9 protein-coding genes and 1 pseudogene are annotated in these 17,417 nt (G+C 35.4%); 4 read left to right on the forward strand and 6 right to left on the reverse strand.

Annotated elements, in window-relative coordinates; translation table 11 throughout:
* Position 1 precedes the first annotated feature (1 nt).
* From ACFQ39_RS12225 to ACFQ39_RS12240, 4 genes and pseudogenes are all read left to right on the forward strand, one after another.
* Positions 2–436, forward strand: a pseudogene (locus ACFQ39_RS12225) (cyclase family protein); the annotation flags it as partial.
* A gap of 200 nt (positions 437–636) precedes the next feature.
* Positions 637–2,046, forward strand: coding sequence for a four-carbon acid sugar kinase family protein (locus ACFQ39_RS12230; protein ID WP_377179313.1), 1,410 nt, complete (start codon positions 637–639; stop codon positions 2,044–2,046).
* Positions 2,039–3,304, forward strand: a complete 1,266-nt coding sequence (locus ACFQ39_RS12235) for an MFS transporter (RefSeq protein ID WP_377179315.1) — start codon at positions 2,039–2,041, stop codon at positions 3,302–3,304. The genes ACFQ39_RS12230 and ACFQ39_RS12235 overlap by 8 nt, the downstream gene beginning before the upstream one ends.
* Positions 3,294–4,343, forward strand: coding sequence for a Gfo/Idh/MocA family protein (locus ACFQ39_RS12240; RefSeq protein ID WP_377179317.1), 1,050 nt, complete (start codon positions 3,294–3,296; stop codon positions 4,341–4,343). The genes ACFQ39_RS12235 and ACFQ39_RS12240 overlap by 11 nt, the downstream gene beginning before the upstream one ends.
* A gap of 10 nt (positions 4,344–4,353) precedes the next feature.
* Here ACFQ39_RS12240 and ACFQ39_RS12245 read toward each other — a convergent pair whose 3' ends face one another.
* From ACFQ39_RS12245 to ACFQ39_RS12270, 6 genes are all read right to left on the reverse strand, one after another.
* Complete coding sequence (locus ACFQ39_RS12245) at positions 4,354–6,897, reverse strand: hypothetical protein (protein ID WP_377179319.1); 2,544 nt, start codon at positions 6,895–6,897, stop codon at positions 4,354–4,356.
* Between the two features lie 156 nt (positions 6,898–7,053).
* Positions 7,054–9,207 carry a beta-xylosidase gene (locus ACFQ39_RS12250; protein ID WP_377179321.1) on the reverse strand — a complete coding sequence of 718 codons (2,154 nt, stop codon included), beginning with the start codon at positions 9,205–9,207 and terminating at the stop codon, positions 7,054–7,056.
* 288 nt (positions 9,208–9,495) lie between these two features.
* Entirely contained in the window at positions 9,496–9,687 is a 192-nt protein-coding gene (locus tag ACFQ39_RS12255; protein ID WP_377179323.1) for a hypothetical protein, read from the reverse strand.
* Positions 9,688–10,217: 530 nt separating this feature from the next.
* Positions 10,218–11,846 carry a sulfatase gene (locus ACFQ39_RS12260; protein ID WP_377179325.1) on the reverse strand — a complete coding sequence of 543 codons (1,629 nt, stop codon included), beginning with the start codon at positions 11,844–11,846 and terminating at the stop codon, positions 10,218–10,220.
* Positions 11,847–11,948: 102 nt separating this feature from the next.
* A complete protein-coding gene (locus ACFQ39_RS12265; RefSeq protein ID WP_377179327.1) occupies positions 11,949–14,825 on the reverse strand; it encodes an alpha-L-rhamnosidase in 2,877 nt (958 codons plus the stop codon).
* A 708-nt stretch (positions 14,826–15,533) separates the two neighbouring features.
* Positions 15,534–16,865 (reverse strand): sulfatase-like hydrolase/transferase, encoded by a 1,332-nt coding sequence (locus ACFQ39_RS12270; protein WP_377179329.1) that lies wholly within the window; start codon positions 16,863–16,865, stop codon positions 15,534–15,536.
* Positions 16,866–17,417 lie beyond the last annotated feature (552 nt).

A 17,417-nucleotide genomic window follows, 5' to 3' on the forward strand; every position in this document is an offset into this window, starting at 1 on the left:
CATGTATAGAATAATTGACCTTACGCTCCAGTACGCTGAAGATTTGATAGGTTTTTCAAAAAAAACTGAGAAAACCATTGACAAAGATGGTTGGAATGCCAGTACGTTGACATTTTACTCGCATTGTGGCACACATATGGATGCGCCTATTCATTTTAATGTGAGCAGTCAGACTATTGATGAAATACCTGTTTCCGATTTTATTGGGAAAGCCTGGGTCGTAGATGTGCGTCATATCGGTTCAAAAGGTTTGATAAATCCAGAACATATCCCACTAAATATTCAAGCATTATTTTCTGAAGGTGACAGTTTGATTTTCTGGACAGGTTGGTCAAAATTTGTTCTCACACCGAAATACAGACAAGAGTTGCCGAGAATTAGTGAATCGATGGCTATCTGGTGTTTGGATAATAAAGTTAAAATGGTCGGCGTTGAACCGCCTTCCGTTGCCGATGTCAATAATATCGAAGAAGTTACTCATATTCATGAGATTTTATTAAAAGGTGTCGTTATCATTGAGGGACTCACTAATCTTGAGAGCTTACAGTCTAATTGTGTGGAGTTGATTGCACTCCCTTTAAAAATACGTGGTGGAGATGGCTCCCCCGCGCGCGTTATTGCTATTGAAAAGTACTGATGCTTATTTCTTTGAAACACATATCAAAAACATTACCAAAAGAAGATACTTTTGATTATCGAAGTCTTAATCAGGATTTATTTCTGTCATCCAACAAGACAGTTGTGGTTATCGATGATGATCCAACAGGAAATCAGACTGTGTACGATGTTCCACTTTTAGCCAAGTGGGACTTGAACACTTTAATTAATGAATTCGAAAACGAAACATCTCTATTTTTTTTATTGACCAATTCGAGAAGTTTAACACAGGAACAATCCTCAGAATTGTATCGTACCATTTCCAAAAACATTCTTAGAGCATCAGAAATGACAGGGCGGGATTTCGTTATAATTAGTCGCTGCGATTCAACACTAAGAGGCCATTTTTCAGAAATTGAAGTGATCGAAGAAGCGATGCCTAATTCCAATTCTATCAAGGTTTTTATCCCAATTATGTTCGAAGGAAGAAGAGTCACGGTAGATGATACGCATTATATTTCTGAAGATGAACAATTGATCCCTGTTAATGAAACAGCATTTTCTAAAGATCATACCTTTGCCTATGCCAATGCTAACTTAAAGTTGTATATAGAAGAAAAAACATTGGGAAAAACAAGATCTTCCGATGTTATTTCTTTGGATATTGAATCTATTAGAACATCAGACACCCAAATTTTAAGTGATAAGATAAACACGATAGAAACTGGAAAATTTTGCTTTATAAATGCTTTAAACTATTTTGATCTGGACAAAGCGATAAATGCTTTAAAGCTAGCAGAAAAATCAGGAAAACGGATTTTGTTTCGGACATCCAGCTCTTTTATTCCATCCTATATAGGATTAAAGCCTCAACCCCTATTAGCCCCAAAACTGATTATTGATGTTGAAGATAAAAAAGGTGGATTGATCATTATTGGTTCGTATGTGCCCAAATCGTCGATTCAACTCGCTCATCTTTTTAAAGACGGTCGTAAAAAAGAAATGATTGAGGTCGATGGCGATATAATTACGAGCAAACAAACAAATGCCTATCTATCGTCGATCATAAAACAAATAGATAAAAACATTTCTAGCGGCAAAGATGTGGTTATCTATACAAGTAGAAAACTAATACAGGATAAGGATACAGCTTCCAATATTGAAATTGCATCCCTAATTTCTCAATCTTTGGTAACTTTAATGAAGGGTATATCCGTAAGACCCAGATATGTACTTGCGAAAGGCGGAATAACTTCACACGATTTGGCTATAAAAGGATTAGGCATGCAGCGTTCTACTGTATTGGGACAAATACTCCAAGGGATTCCTGTTTGGAAAATGGGTCCTGAAACCAAATTTCCAGGATTAACCTACATTGTTTTTCCCGGTAACGTGGGCAAGGAGGAGTCACTCACAGAAATAATTCAAAAACTTTCTTCCAATGGGTAATCGAATTCCAAATAAAAGATATGGATTCTTTCTAGGATCCTTTTTAATCACCTTACTCTTATACATTGATAGGGTATGCATCTCGTCTGCTAAAGATTCAATCAGCAGTGATTTAAACTTGAACGATATACAAATGGGCTGGGTATTAAGCGCTTTTGCCTTAGGTTATGCAATTTTTCAAGTACCTGGAGGTGCCATGGGTGATAAATACGGGGTTAGAAAAGTGATGACGACTATCATGGTCATATGGTCTGTTTTTACTGCTTTGACAGGAGCGGCCTGGAATTATGTATCCATGCTCTCTGCGAGATTTGTTTTTGGTGCAGGTGAAGCTGGTGCATTTCCAAATATCTCAAGGGCCGCCTATTCTTGGGTGCCTTTGAAGGAGAGGGGTATTTTTCAGGGAATCAACTTTTCTGGATCTAGATTAGGCGCTGCCTTTGCCCTTCCCTTGGTAGCCTATTTAATTGATGCGTGGGGTTGGCGACCTATCTTCTATTTTTTCGGATTTATTGGCCTTCTCTGTTCGCTTTTATTCTATTTGCTGTTCAGAAATAAACCTGAACAACACAGCGGTATTTCAGAAATTGAAAGAGATTTTATCGTTAAAAACCGTCAGCAAGAAATGGAAACAGCCCACGAGGATTTGCCTTTGACACAAATTATCAAATCTAAAAATGTTGATCTAGCCATGATTCAATACATAGGAAGTAATTTTATTTTCTTCTTTATGCTCACCTGGTTATTTCCATATATAAAAGAAAAATATGAACTGAATTTAGTTGCAACAGGGTTCTACGCGATGTTGCCACTCATTGCAGGAGCAGTAGGGAATTGGGTTTCTGGTTTTATGGTTGATACCATTTATAAAACAGGTAAATGGAAATTATCCAGACAATTACCTGCCATTATTGGGTTTTGTTTGGTTGTTATAGGGATTTTATCTAGCTTGTATATGGAAACAGCTTTAGGTGCCGTTGGATGTCTTTCAATAGCCATTTTTGGTGCAGATATGACCCTAAGCCCTTCATGGTCTTTTTGCATGGATATTGGAAAAGAACATTCGGGAAAAGTATCAGGGATGATGAATATGGCGGGTAATTTAGGCGCTTTTGCAACGGCTTTAGCATTTCCCTATTTACAATCATGGACAGGTTCTAATGATCCGTTTTTTTTCTTGGCGGCATTACTTGGCGTGATTGCTATTATTTGTTGGATATTTATGGATTCTACTAAACCAATCACGAATGAAAACTAAATTAAAGGGAGTCGCAATTGGTGCGGGTTATTTCAGTAAATTTCAATACGAGGCCTGGACACGCATACCAGAAGTGGAAATTACGGCGCTTTGCAATTCAAATCTAGAACGAGCAAAAAATATCATGACCTCCTATGGTATAAAAAATCATTATACGTGTTATAAGGAAATGATCCTCAAAGAATCACCAGATTTTATCGATATCATTACACCTCCCGAAACGCATTTTGAAATGTGTAAATTCGCAGCAGATCAAGGTGTTCATATTGTTTGTCAAAAACCATTGGCACCTTCCTATGAAGAATCTAAAAAAATAGTTGATTATGTCTCCAGTAAAAATATACGTTTCGTAATTCATGAGAATTTCAGATTTCAACCTTGGCACAGGGAAATAAAAAAAATTATTGAGCAAGGCGAGATTGGTGATCTTTTCAGTCTTAATTTTAGGAGTCGAATGGGCGATGGTTGGGGGAAAGATGCCTATCTATCTAGACAACCCTATTTCAGGGATTATAAAAAACTACTGATTTATGAAACGGGTGTCCATTTTATTGATACATTCCGCTTCCATGCCGGCGAAATTACGAGCGTCTACGCCATACTCAAAAGATTGAATCCTGTAATTAAGGGTGAGGATTCCGGATTAATGATTTTAAATTTTGAAAATTCTTCGCATGCCATTTGGGATGCTAACCGATACAATGAGAACAATTTTAAAAAACAACGTTATACTTTCGGCGAGTATTTAATTGATGGATCAAAGGGTACTATAAGATTATATTCAGATGGGAACCTCACAATTCAAAAATTGGGTGAAGCCGAAAAGCCGCATACCTACAAACATAGAGATATTGGTTTTGCTGGAGATTGCTGTTACATATTTCAAAAAGATTTTGTCGCTAATTTACTATCTGGAAAACCATTTGAAACCAGTGGTGAAAATTACTTACAAACATTGAAGGCTCAAGAAGCGGTTTATAAATCCGCAGAAATTAATTCTCCTGTTTCATTGAAAGTAAAAAAGCCATATGGGCTTTAAAAAACATCCATTAATCAAGTATTGAAACAACAAAATAAGGTGTTTCTACTTCTTGATGAAACAAACCCGGATAAATAATGACATGCCCTTCCTCTGTAAAAGATGTAAAATAGATAAGTAAATCATACTCTGGATTAAGATAATCCGCAGGAATTTGGGTAGAATAATTGTTGCCATCCCATTTCATAATTAACTCTTTGAACTTTCCAGAAGCCATATTCGCAATCCTATAATGGACTTTTGGTGCTTCTTTAGGCTGTAAAAGTTCATTGGTTTTAAAAGTAACAATTAGATCGTTTTTAGAACTGGCACTATCGGGTACTGTGACTTCAATATTGTTTGTCCCTAAATTAGTTGACTTTTTTACTGTATCCCAATGACTTAGATTTTCCAGATTATTTGAAACTCCAATGAGTTCTTTCAATTTACTAATATCTTTGTCAATTTCAATTAGTCTTTCGTACCAAGTACCATTGTCATGTAAAAAAATTGGGTTTTCGTAGTAGAGCTCTTGGGTAAGAGCAACTATAGTCATCCAGTGCCTTTTGGCCACTTCCATATTTTTAAGACTTGACGGTAAATATCCTTTTTCTTGGGTTTCCTGGAAAAAAGCAAAATCGGTTGCTGCTTTTATTTTAAACGAATGATATGCCGAAAGTGCTGCTGTTATTTCCAGGTCAATTTTATTAGTTGCAAACTCTTTTTTATAGTTTTCCGGAATGTCTTCTAGATTAACTTTTAACAATGCCGCCAAAATTTTATTTGAAAAGTTTTCGTAAAGATCTGCTAACTGAATTGGATTAATTTTAGGTTTTACATCATTCGCTAAAACATCTTTGACATAATCATTAATACTATAAAATAGACCTGGATCTCCTGGTTCTGCTGATTGATAGGTTCGCTCTTTACGTTCATGAAAAAGACTTGCGTTATTCGAAACGAATAGGGCTCCTCCACTCTCAATTTCTGCCCAGTTATAGTTTGCCGGGTGATAGGTAAGGTGAGACGAGGTAATTAAGGGCAGTACTTTTCCAGCTGCACTATAAGCCTCTAGGACAGCCTCATATGATTTCCCATAATGCTTTTTAAACGTCCTTTGCCATACTTCTGGATTTGTATTCTTAGAATAGCCAAGTCTTCCAAATAATTCATACCAAGCCCAATAACGCTGGTCTTCCCATTTGTAATAAACTAAGGAATCATTTGTGAAAAGATTCCAATCATTTTGCTTTCTTGCCATTGGAGGTGTAACTTGAAAACCTTTAGCCCCTCCAAAGCTTGTTGTATGCGAAAATCGCTTCACGTAATCAGGATCAGCCCAAGTAAATATTCGCATTGTACCTATACCCCATAATCTATTGATATATTCAAAATCTCGTGATTTATATAAAAAGTCTGCGTAGCCGTATCTTTGTCGTTTATCATTGTTATCCAACATAGCCAACTCTGCTTTTCTCATTTCTGTTTGATGGTATGGAAGTCCAACTCCTTCCCAAGAATATTTACTGGTAACGCTTAAATTCATACCAGTTTCTAAAACCCATTCGCGTATTTTTACGGTAAGCCCTTTCGCCCTAAGGTCGACAAAAAGTTTTCCGTTTCGCTCCTTGTGACCATCACCAACGGCCGTTATTATTTCTTTCCAAAAATTTTCGGCGGTATCGCCAAAACCTCCTACACCAGATTCATAATTAACACGCATTTGAATACCATCAATTTCTGGAACTTGTCTTATTAACTCTCGTAAACCATTAGAGCAGTACTTTGTATAGGCTAATGGGTCTTGTGGTAAGCCCATAATCAATTCATCACTCCTGCCATGGCTCCAAATTCCGAATACAAATTCCAGTCCGTAGTTATGGCATATTTCGCCTATCCGTCTAAGTTGTGCTAAATATTCTTTAGGAGATTTTAAAAGACTATTCTTTGGTTTTATATTTTCAAATTCTGGCACCTTTAATAGATAAGGATAAACAGGCATCATAAAATCTTTTTTACTACCATCATTGTATCCTGTAATAAGTGTTAACCTATTAAAACGATTTTTTGCTAATTGCCCAATATAATACTGCCAATAATCTTCGGAAAAAAACCAAGAATCATCCTTTTCGTCTTTTATAAATTTATCTAAACCGCGGATATGATTATCGGGAAACTCAACTGTATTCTCTAAAGTCATTAAAACAGAAAGTCCCTTATCCTCAATGCGTTGAGCGAGTTCACTAAGAGCATACATTAAGCCAATAGTATCTGTACCTCCCACAATAAGTGCAGCTTCATCCGCTACAGATCGCCATTGATAAAATACGCCCTCAGGTTTATCTTGAGTGATTTTTGACTCTTCAGAAATCAGACTACTCACATCATTATTCTCCAATGTACCTATAATTACAAATAGGAGTTGATTCGTTTCTGATACATTTTCAACCTGTTCAATTCTACCTCCTGCAGATTTGATAGCATTGAAAAATATCCTTTTTCCGAAAGCTACAGGATGATCTTCTTCATTTAAGATTCCGGTTTTATCAATAACTGCTATGGTATAATTATCCATAATCTGCTCTCTATTTATGGATTGACCTTCAAGTTTGCTTATGATTAGGATAGAGCAAAAAAATGCCCAAAATAATGAACAAAAATATCTAATTCCTTGATGCATCAACATTAATTATATTTTATTTCCTTGAGCTCATTGAAATGATAAACTCTATTATTTTACCTTTAGTTTAACTGTTTGCAAATCCTTTTCTAATGAGGATGTTCCAACTGAAATCGTAAAAGTTCCAGGTTCGACAACTTTTTTCATTTCTTGATTAAGTATTTGAAGCTCATCGAATCCCAATTTAAATGAAACCGTCTTTGTTTGACCTGGTTCTAATGAGATTCTCTCAAATCCTTTTAGCATTTTTAAATATCGACCTACAGAAGCAAAATCATCCCTGACATACATTTGTACCACTTCATCACCTGCCCTGTCACCTATATTTTTAATATCAACTGAAACCGAAGTAGTTCCATTTATATCAATTACATTATGTTCTAATTTTGGTTCATCAATTTTAAACGTGGTATAGCTTAGCCCATATCCAAAGGGAAATAGAGGTGATTTATCACTAAAATGATACAATCCTTTGCCGGACCCTATAAAATCTGGACGCTCCAAATAAGTAACGGGTATTTGACCTACAGATCTTGGAAATGAGACGGTTAATTTTCCTCCGGGATTGACATCGCCAAAAATAGCATCCGCAATGGCATCTCCGGACCGCATCCCTAAATACCAAGTCTCAAGGACCGAAGGAATATTCTCTGCAATATAATTAATCGATAAAGGGCGTCCATTAATGAGCACAACGATTATCGGTTTCCCTGTTTTGTGTATCGCTTCGACCAAGTCGTTTTGAACACCGAATAAATCCAGCTCAGAACGATCGATACCCTCTCCACCTGTTTTTCTTGAACCACCTACCACCAAAACAACAGCATCCGAGTTTTGGGCTGCCGCAATCGCTTCAGGGAATCCTGTTTTTGACTCACTAAGTAAATCACATCCTTTTGCGTAATTGATTTTCACCCTCCCCTCAGCCTTTTTTTGAATACCCTCCAATACCGAAGTATAATAGGGAGGTAATCCCGAATAACCACCTAATAAAGAATATGTGCCTTGGTTAGGTCTTTCCTCATTTGCATTTGGGCCAATAACTGCCAATGAACTTATATTCGAAATATCGAGCGGCAAAAGATGATCATCATTTTTTAACAATATGATTGCCTTTTTAGCCATTTCATAAGCAAAATCTTGATGTTCCTTTCTGCTGACTATTGTATCTGTTTTGGCTTCTTTTAATTCAGAACCAAACAATCCAAGTTTATATTTCGCTGTAAGAATTCGAGTTGTGGCTTTATCTAAATACTGAAGTAATTCTGGATTCTTAGTCACTGTATCCTTCAAAATATTTGAATGGTAAGTATACAATTCTATAGGTTTCCCTAAGACTAAATCCATGTCTACCCCTGCTTTTAAACCAAGCAAAGCAGCCTCGGTTCTAGTTTCCGGTATAAAATGCATGGTTTCTAACCTTCCTACATCATTATTATCAGATACTATAAATCCGTCAAATCCTAATTCTTCTCTAAGAACATCATTTAACAACCAATTATTCATATGGCAAGGTACTCCATTAAAATCTTGATGTCCAGGCATAATACATCCTACTTCGGCTTCTTTCACCGCAGCTTCAAAAGGCGGTAAATATACTTCTCGAAAACGACGCTCAGACATATCACTAAAACCTCCATTAATTCCACGTCTGTTTTCTGGGTAGCCCGCAAAATGTTTGGCTGTTGTTAAAATATGGTTTTGATCCAATCGCTCTTTACCCATACCTTGCATCCCCTGAATAAAAGCGACACCCATTCTCGATACCAAATAGGGATCTTCTCCATAAGATTCCTCCACACGACCATATCTCGGATCACCAGAAATTACATCCAAATTTGGAGAATAACAATGCGTTATGTTTAGGGCGCGGGCCTCCAAAGCTGTTTGAGATGCCATTTTTTTGATGAGTTCGGGTTCCCAAGTAGAACCGCAAGCAATTGCTTGAGGATAAACCGTTACACCGTCATACCATAAACCATGTAAACCCTCTCCAAATTTCATAAATGGTATTCCTAACCTTTCATTTGCCGGAGCATCCTGAGTCAGCTCTGCGATCTTTTCATCAAGCGTCATTTGGCTAATAAGCGCTTCAACTTTTTTAGCAATTTCAACATCTTCCCTATTTTCCTGCTTAGCATCGTTTTTTTCCGTTGAACAAGAAAAAAGAACAAGTATCGAAAAACTTAATAAAATTAATTTCATCACCAATATAGTATTTAATAGAAGTATATTTTTAATTACTCGAAATTTCTTATTCCCGGAACAATTTTGATATCCATTTCCTGGTCACCCATTGGCCATTTCAAAATCCAGAGGTTCTGGCTTTGACTATCCCATATAAAATCTGTTAAATTATACTCCTTCGGGCATTTACAGGATTCTAATCCTACCGTTTTTAATGGATTGTAATACATCACAATATCATCGCCAATAAGGATGAAAATCCATATGGATAATGTCGATTGGCTCCAATAAAAATAGTTTAGGATCCTATACTACATCATAACCCGATACAGATATATTCATAGAATAGCGCTGCCAAATAACTTTCCGAGCATCAATATAGATTTTGTATTCTCCTTTTTTAATCAACCAAGAATCTTCCCAAATAAATTCATCAACCCCATAAACAGTCATTTTAAAAATCGTTTTGACACCTGCATTTCTTCCAAAATTGACCAAAGTATCTAATTTTAGAAGGTAATCTTTTTCTAATTTAGCACTAGAAAAAGCACTTAATTTTCCAAGTTCTAATCTAATTAACTGATAATCTACTCCATTATACCCATTCTCGTATAATCATCTTGGTTAAAAAAAACTTCTCCTCTACCATCGTTGGTATCAACAACAAAGCTCTTGGAATTACATGTCGCCCAAATTCATCTCTAAGCCCATGTTTAATTTGAGAAAATAAACTAAGTGAACATAGCATCGCGATACAAATAGGAATTTTAATGCGTATCTGAAAATTGATCAAAATTTAGAATTTTTAAATATAATCAGCTCCTTCTGAATTAGTATCCTGTACTTTACTGTAGCTTATGATGAGCATATTCTAACAATTCTATTCGTCTTGATAAAACTTCAGCCTGCCTAAAAAAAAACCGAAAGGCATACTGCCCTTCAGTTTAAATTAACTCAAAACTCAATTTCAAATACTTACCTGTAAACATTATGATTTGGCAAAACTTCATCACCTTTTTTCAATATTATTAATCAATAATTAATTTACTTTTCCACCAATTTTGGTTAGGTAGAAATCCTTTTGATAGTAACTCTAGTCTCTCTCTTTCAAGCGAGGGAAGTAAGCTATTCTCTATTTGAAACTTCCTTTTTTCTGCTTCTACCTTATCATATTCAGTGTCTTTTTCAGGAAAACGAGCACCAACCTCTATTAGCCAAGAAATTAGGTGCTCGCTTAGTTCCTTTGCTATTTCAGGATACTCAGAAATAATATTTAATTCATCTTTTTCTGTTGAAGGTAGTTTAAACAATTCTTCCCGGCCGTCTTCCCAATAATGAATTAATTTCCATCCCTCAGACTGTATAATAGAAGTTGGCTCACCACCCTGATTTCCATAGTGGGGATAATGCCAGAATAAAGGTCTTTCAATTTTAAAATCTTTTCCCTCTAACAAAGGTTTTAGGTTGATCCCATCCGCATGTTGTTGGGGCAGAAGAGGTAAATCAGCTAAATCTAGCAGCGTTGGATAAAAATCTGTATTAATTACAGGAAACTCAGTTTTTGAACCAGTATTATTGAGCCAGGGAACCTTTATAAAAAAAGGTTCTCGAATGCCTCCTTCCCATTGGTATCCCTTTCCTCCTCTTAATGGCAAATTACTTGTGGCATAATGATCTCCAGAAGCAACTCCTCCATTATCTGAAGTAAAAACAACAATGGTATTGTCTGCTACCCCATTAGCTTCAAGTGCTCCTAACACTATACCAACCGCATCATCCATGGTCTCAACTAGAGCGCCATAAACTGGATTGTCTTGTACGACTCGTATAGGTAAATCCCGTTCCATTTTGTAACCGGTTTCAGCGATTGCCATTTTTTCTGCCTTATCTCTGTACTTTTTCCATTTTATTTCTGAAGTTTGAAGGGGCGCGTGAACTGCATAAAACGATAGAAATGCAAAAAATGGGACATCCTTATTTTCCTTAATGAATTGAGCCGTTTCAAATGCCAACCGCAAAGTTAAATTTTCGCCCTTCTGTTTATTTGTTAATTTTGGATTGTCCCAGGGAGAAAAATACCCACCGGCAGGACTTCCTGCGTGAAATCCTCCTTTATTTATTTCAAATCCATGGTCTTCTGGTAAGGAACCTTCATCTCCTAAATGCCATTTTCCAGCAAAATAGGTTTTATATCCAGAATTCTTCATCACTTCTGCCAAGGTGAGCTCATTTTTTGGTAGGTTGCAAATATACTCAGCGGGTAATAGTTTATTATGGCGGTTTCTAGTCCTCCATGCTGTTCCTACTTTTGCGCCAATCCAGTCGGTTATTCCGTGTCTGGCAGTAAACTTACCTGTCATAATACTAGCTCGAGAAGGACTACAAACGCTACTTGCCGCGTATCCATTGGTAAAAATCATAGATTGTTTTGCAAGACCATCGACATTTGGTGTTTCATAAAATGCGCTGCCTGATATTCCTAAATCATGGTTTCCTAAATCATCAACCAAAACAAAAAGAATATTGGGTTTCCTTAAAAGAGATTGCGTTCCTGAATCTACCTCATCTTTACCTTTTGAATTCGATTTGCATCCAAACAAAAGCAGAATCCCAGCAAACATTAATGTTTTAAAACTTAAAAAATACAATACATACATTTTAAATATTTATATCTATTTTTTCGAATGATTAGCTGTGGCTTCAATTTTTTTTAAACAAATTAGTGAGATATCAGACTCATATTAATTCCAATGTAAAAATCATTCTACGCGATTCATGTTGTCTTTTAAAAATTGAACTTCATAATGTCCTGAGCCCAAAAAAACATGTGTCAACCATTTGACGGCCTCCATGCTTGATCCTTGAAATTCTGAAAAAGGTAGATCATTGATTTTAAGTGATTCAAGCTCTTTTTTAGTTAAAACAAGTCTTGCCTTGGTATTAAACGGAACGTCAATACGCATAGTTAGGTTGCCATTATTAATCTCCCATTCATTAACAATTTTACCATATGGCGTTGGAATAACGACTTTTGTTTCGCTAATTTTAGCCGAGTACTCGGGCTTTATAAAAAACTCTTTGTAACCGGGATGTACCGTTGAAGATTTAATACCACCAAGCGATTCATAAAAATAAGCTGAAAAGCCGGTATGCATGGGATGATTTAATGAATTTGTTGGACCTACCATTGTTTCCCACAGAAATTGGCGTTCTGGCCATGTTGTAAAACCACTATTCATGACATATGTTTGACTTGGAAAATCAGGTGTTGTTAGAATTTGATATGCTAAATCTGCCTTGCCATATTTGCTTAGCACAGTATAAATATATCTATTCCCATGAATTCCAGTAGAATGGTGTCCTCCTTTAACTTCAACAATATCATGTACCAAACCATTTACAACTTGATCGATTATATCGTCTGGCACGATCCCAAATTGCAAGGCTTGGACTGTTGCTGTTTGACTTTGATACCATTTATGCGGTGTATCTGTGATTTCAACTAAAAAAGATTTATTAAAGGCCTTTTTTAAAGCTACCTTTTCTCGTCTCATTTTAGCAGCATAAGTATCATCATTATTCATCTCAGCAAACACTTCCATGACACCTAGAATATCATAAAAATAGGCATTGGCGGAGATAATAGGATCGCATTCCATGGCACTAGGATTTAGTCTTCTATCCCAAAGCGGTGGACACCAATCTCCCATTCCATCTTGGATAATACCATTTTCATCCTTAAAAGAAAGATAGAAGTTAGTCAAATCCTTCATCTCTCCATAATAATCTTTTACAATAGTATCATCTCCATAATACAAATAATTATACCAGGGCAAATACATGGTAGCAACTCCCCAATCTATTTTTGCATAGGTGGATGTGCGCTTTCCTGGAGCAATCATTGTTGGTACTTGAAATTTAATATCTGGATTATTATGGCCATTGACAGGTCTCATTTGTGTACGGATATCTTCCATATATTTCTTGTAGAAATCGTACATATCATAATTATAAAGTGCATATTCGCAAAATGCATGGGCATCACCTAACCATCCGCATTTTTCACGATGTGGACAATCTTCCGGAATCCCGTGTAAATTATCAACAATAGTCCATTTACTTGTAGTGTGCATTTTATTTAATAAGTCGTCAGAAGATGTAAAATTTCCCGTTTCTTGAATATCAGTAGCCACCAAAACCGCTTTTATCATATCTGCATCCGGTTTTCTAGATACTCCTTTTATTTTTGCGTATCGAAATCCATGATAACTGAACTTGGGCTCCCAAGACTCAGTTTCGCTCCCTTTACAAATGTATTTATATATTTGTGCCATTCCATTTGCACTTCCACCAGTCGCTCCTTGAAAAATATCCTTTTTATTAGTTTTAAGAGCTTCAGTAGTTGTAATCTCTATAAGTTGACCTTCCTTTTCTTTCACATTTAGTCTTATCCAACCAGCGATATTTTGACCAAAATCAACAATCCAATTGCCATCAGGAGCTTGAAAAACGTTATGTGGTTCAAATTCTTTTAACTTTTTAATGGGTGGTATTTGTTGGGCGCTTATTTTTTTTATTAGAGGTGAAGCAACTTTCACTACACCCCATTTCTCATCGTTGTAACCAATGGTATTCCAACCATTTATTTCATATCGTGCATCATAGGTGTCCCCTCCATAAATATTGTTAAAAACTATGGGACCTGTTGCTTCTTTCCATGTTTCATCAGTATAAAAATCTGATGTTGTACCATCGGAATATTTTACTTTGACCAAACAGCGCACCGTAGGAGGTCCATAGGACAAATCTTTTTCAGATTCCGCATCATTTTTCCACGAAATATTCTGTCCGTAAAAACCATTTCCTAAAATAATTCCCATGGCGTTTTTACCAGGCTTAAACTTTTGTGTGATATTATAATTTACATAATAAGCCTGTTTTTCGTAATTAGATGGTGCAGGATCTAAGACATGGTCGCCTACTTTTTCGCCATTTAAATACAATTCGTAATACCCTAAACCACAAATGTAGACTTGTGCGTTTTCTATTGTTTTAGTTAGGTTGAATTCCTTTCTAAAATAACTAGCTGCAAAACCATCAACCGGTATTGGCTTGTCCATATTACCTGTTTGATAATCTCTAAAACGATGCTCTGAAATTCGAGAATCCTTATTTAAGGTAATCCATTTTGCTTCCTCCCAATTGTGCTCATCCATTAATCCCATTTGAAAGCTTTGCAATTCTGACCATTTGGATTCATAGTTAGATTCATCCCAAATTTTAACTTTCCAGTAGTAAGTTTTCAAAGCCTTTAAATTTTTTCCTTGGTATTTCACATAGGCAGATTTATCACTTTCAACTTTATTAGAATTCCAAATATCTGCATCATCCTCATTAAGCTTTTCTTTGGAAGATGCTACCAAAATATGATATGCCGATTGCGATTTATTAAATCCTTCTGTATTTATAATCCATGAAAAAAGTGGTTGATCATTTTCTATCGCTGATGGATTAACCTTTGAATTGACAAGTAATTTATCAAAAATTAAAATTGATGAAGAAGCTTCATTTTGGCGACAAGAAAATTGAAATACTAGGAGAAAAAATAGCGAAAAAAAGCAGTTGTATTTTGACATTCTTTTTGACTATAATAAGATTTAATAAATAACCAAAGATAGTTTTAGTCGTTTCTAATTCTATCCTGTTGCATCATGTACTCATATTATATGGCAATACAAAATACAGACTAGATTAATTCTAAAATAAACATTACTTCATACAATTTTAAATCCTAATTCCGCAACTGATACTATGTTTTTTAAAGAATAGTAATGATCAACACCAAATCTGTTTGATCCCTTTCAAAAAAGAATGCAATCGGTAATGTCTCATCTTTAGTAAATATGTTCAAGGTTTTATTACCCCTAATACTTATAGTTACTGTGACATTCACTTTTTTTACCAACTTTCTTTCTGATTTTTAAATCAAATTTTTATTGTCATTAAATAGTCGTTCGGCCTAATTTCTTGTTGAAATTTCAGGAAAACATCAACGTGAAGTAATATAACTAATTCATCGGCTTCTAAAAGTAACTTCAAGTAGGTGTAAGCCAACCACTTTAAACTAAAAAAAAATTACGAGTAGATACAAAAACCAAATCCCAAAAAGATCGGTTTATCTGATTTTTTTTACAGCTTTATGGCCCAATCCAAATATTTAAATCATTTATAGAAACAACCCAAATGAATAACCTATTTATTCCCAAAATTTTCTTATCACTTATCTGACAAAATAAACGAAACCAAAACTGTTAATACTCTTTATTTTTTTATCTCTATCGCTTTTATTCTGACCTAAATTCAGCTATTCGCTGTTTTAATTTTTGAACTTTTTCTAGATGAATTTCGGCAATATCATTCTTCTCAAAAGGATCTTCAACGATATTAAATAATTGAACTTTTTCATTTTTTTTTGACGCTGAATCTGGAACAATTATTTTATAAGGTTTGGATATTGCAATATCATATAATAAGCTATTTTCAATTGTTTCAAAATCATGAGCATAGATCTCACCGAAAATGATGTCTCTTTCTTCTAACTTTTCTTTGTCCAAAACACTAATTCCGGGCAAGTTCTCAGGCTTTTCAATACCCAGAAGATCCAACACAGTTGGCACCATATCAATACTGCTCACTATGGTTTCTTTATCTCTTTTAGGATTTATTTTCCCTGCCCATTTGTACATAATTGGTGTACGCATACCTAAATCATATGGAGAGCGTTTTGATATTTCATTGTAAGTTGAATTATTCAAGTTTTGCACCCAACCATTATCACACACGTATACAAATAAGGTGTTTTCTGTTTGACCTTTTGCTTCTATCATATCGAATAATTCGCCACAAGTTTCATCAAACCACTCACACATCGCCCAATATTTAGCAACGTATTCCGTAGGCGCTTTTGGCAGATACTTATCTAATAAACGCTGCGGTGGGGTATGTGGCGCATGAGGTAAAAACGGTGCGTACCATAAAAAGAATGGCTTCTTTTCTTTTAACGCTAAATCAACATAGCTCGTTAGCGTGTCCAAGCCTTTCCGTCCAATTTCTAGTCCGTAGTCTCCGTGACGTCCTCCCCTGCTTGGGTCACCATGTGTCATCCCATAATCAAAGCCTCCATTCTTATAGTTTCCTATCCACCATTTTCCTGTTTGAAACGATAAATAGCCTTTATCTTTTAAAATATCTGGAAGTGTCACTAAATCCTTAAAATTCTCAATAACTGGCTCATAATTTTTTGAGCGCCACTCATTTCTATTAGCTTTTGTGTTACCAGGAAGTACTCTATCATTACCTAAAACTTTATGGTCTTTTGGATATAATCCTGTAATAATGGTTGCCAATGAGGGTGAACATAAAGAGGTTGGTACATAACCACGTTCAAAGGTTAAACTCTCTGCAGCAAACAGATCCAAGCGTGGTGTTTCAATTTGTTCGTGCCCCATAAAGCCATAATCTGTCCATGATTGATCGTCTGATAGAATGAATACAATGTTAGGCAGTGTAGTTTTAACTTCGGTTTCAGTTTCATTTTTGGCAAAGTCATTTTTAATTTTATTTCCGCAGGAAAGAGACATAGCAACTGCTAAAATCAAAATAGAGATTTTTTCCATTTTTCTATTTATTTTAAATACTTAGTTAACGATATATTAATTTTTATTCGACCAATACATCCAGCTGGTATTGTTTGGTCTCTTTATTGTTATAGATGTTGAAAGTTCTTTTAGGGGTCACATTTCATTATTTGTTTACCAAACAATAATTTGATTCATTATTAATTGGTCCATTTCCCCTTAAAGATGAAAATAAAATAACAGCATTAAAAATATTTGATTTTGATACCTCATATTGATAAAACTTAATTAATACCAGTTTAATTGAAGAGGAAATTACCTGAAATACCTTTTGGACAAGTCAACTTAAAAACTTCGTTATCTATCTCTTGGATCCTTATTCTTTTACGGCGTCTGTCTAATTGATACTCAGAGATCTCTAGAAAATACTCAAAAGTATTAGTCACCAAATAGTAATCATCATCAACCCTTCAGATGGAAGAATTTGGATTTAAACCTTGATTTACAGGATTGTTATACTCATATTTTTGCGCAATAACTGGTATTAAATTGAATATAAAAACCACGAAAAACAAGGCGTAAAATATGGAT

The organism is Namhaeicola litoreus (genome assembly GCF_042679565.1).
Taxonomy (GTDB): Bacteria; Bacteroidota; Bacteroidia; order Flavobacteriales; family Flavobacteriaceae; genus Namhaeicola; species Namhaeicola litoreus.

What these genes read in the sequence shown, in the direction of transcription:
- ACFQ39_RS12230 (WP_377179313.1), top strand. Translation starts at nt 637, where the DNA reads ATGCTTATTTCTTTGAAACACATATCAAAAACATTACCAAAAGAAGAT.
- ACFQ39_RS12235 (WP_377179315.1), top strand. Translation starts at nt 2,039, where the DNA reads ATGGGTAATCGAATTCCAAATAAAAGATATGGATTCTTTCTAGGATCC.
- ACFQ39_RS12250 (WP_377179321.1), bottom strand. Translation starts at nt 9,207, where the DNA reads ATGAAATTAATTTTATTAAGTTTTTCGATACTTGTTCTTTTTTCTTGT.
- ACFQ39_RS12245 (WP_377179319.1), bottom strand. Translation starts at nt 6,897, where the DNA reads ATGGATAATTATACCATAGCAGTTATTGATAAAACCGGAATCTTAAAT.
- ACFQ39_RS12270 (WP_377179329.1), bottom strand. Translation starts at nt 16,865, where the DNA reads ATGGAAAAAATCTCTATTTTGATTTTAGCAGTTGCTATGTCTCTTTCC.
- ACFQ39_RS12260 (WP_377179325.1), bottom strand. Translation starts at nt 11,846, where the DNA reads ATGTATGTATTGTATTTTTTAAGTTTTAAAACATTAATGTTTGCTGGG.
- ACFQ39_RS12240 (WP_377179317.1), top strand. Translation starts at nt 3,294, where the DNA reads ATGAAAACTAAATTAAAGGGAGTCGCAATTGGTGCGGGTTATTTCAGT.
- ACFQ39_RS12265 (WP_377179327.1), bottom strand. Translation starts at nt 14,825, where the DNA reads ATGTCAAAATACAACTGCTTTTTTTCGCTATTTTTTCTCCTAGTATTT.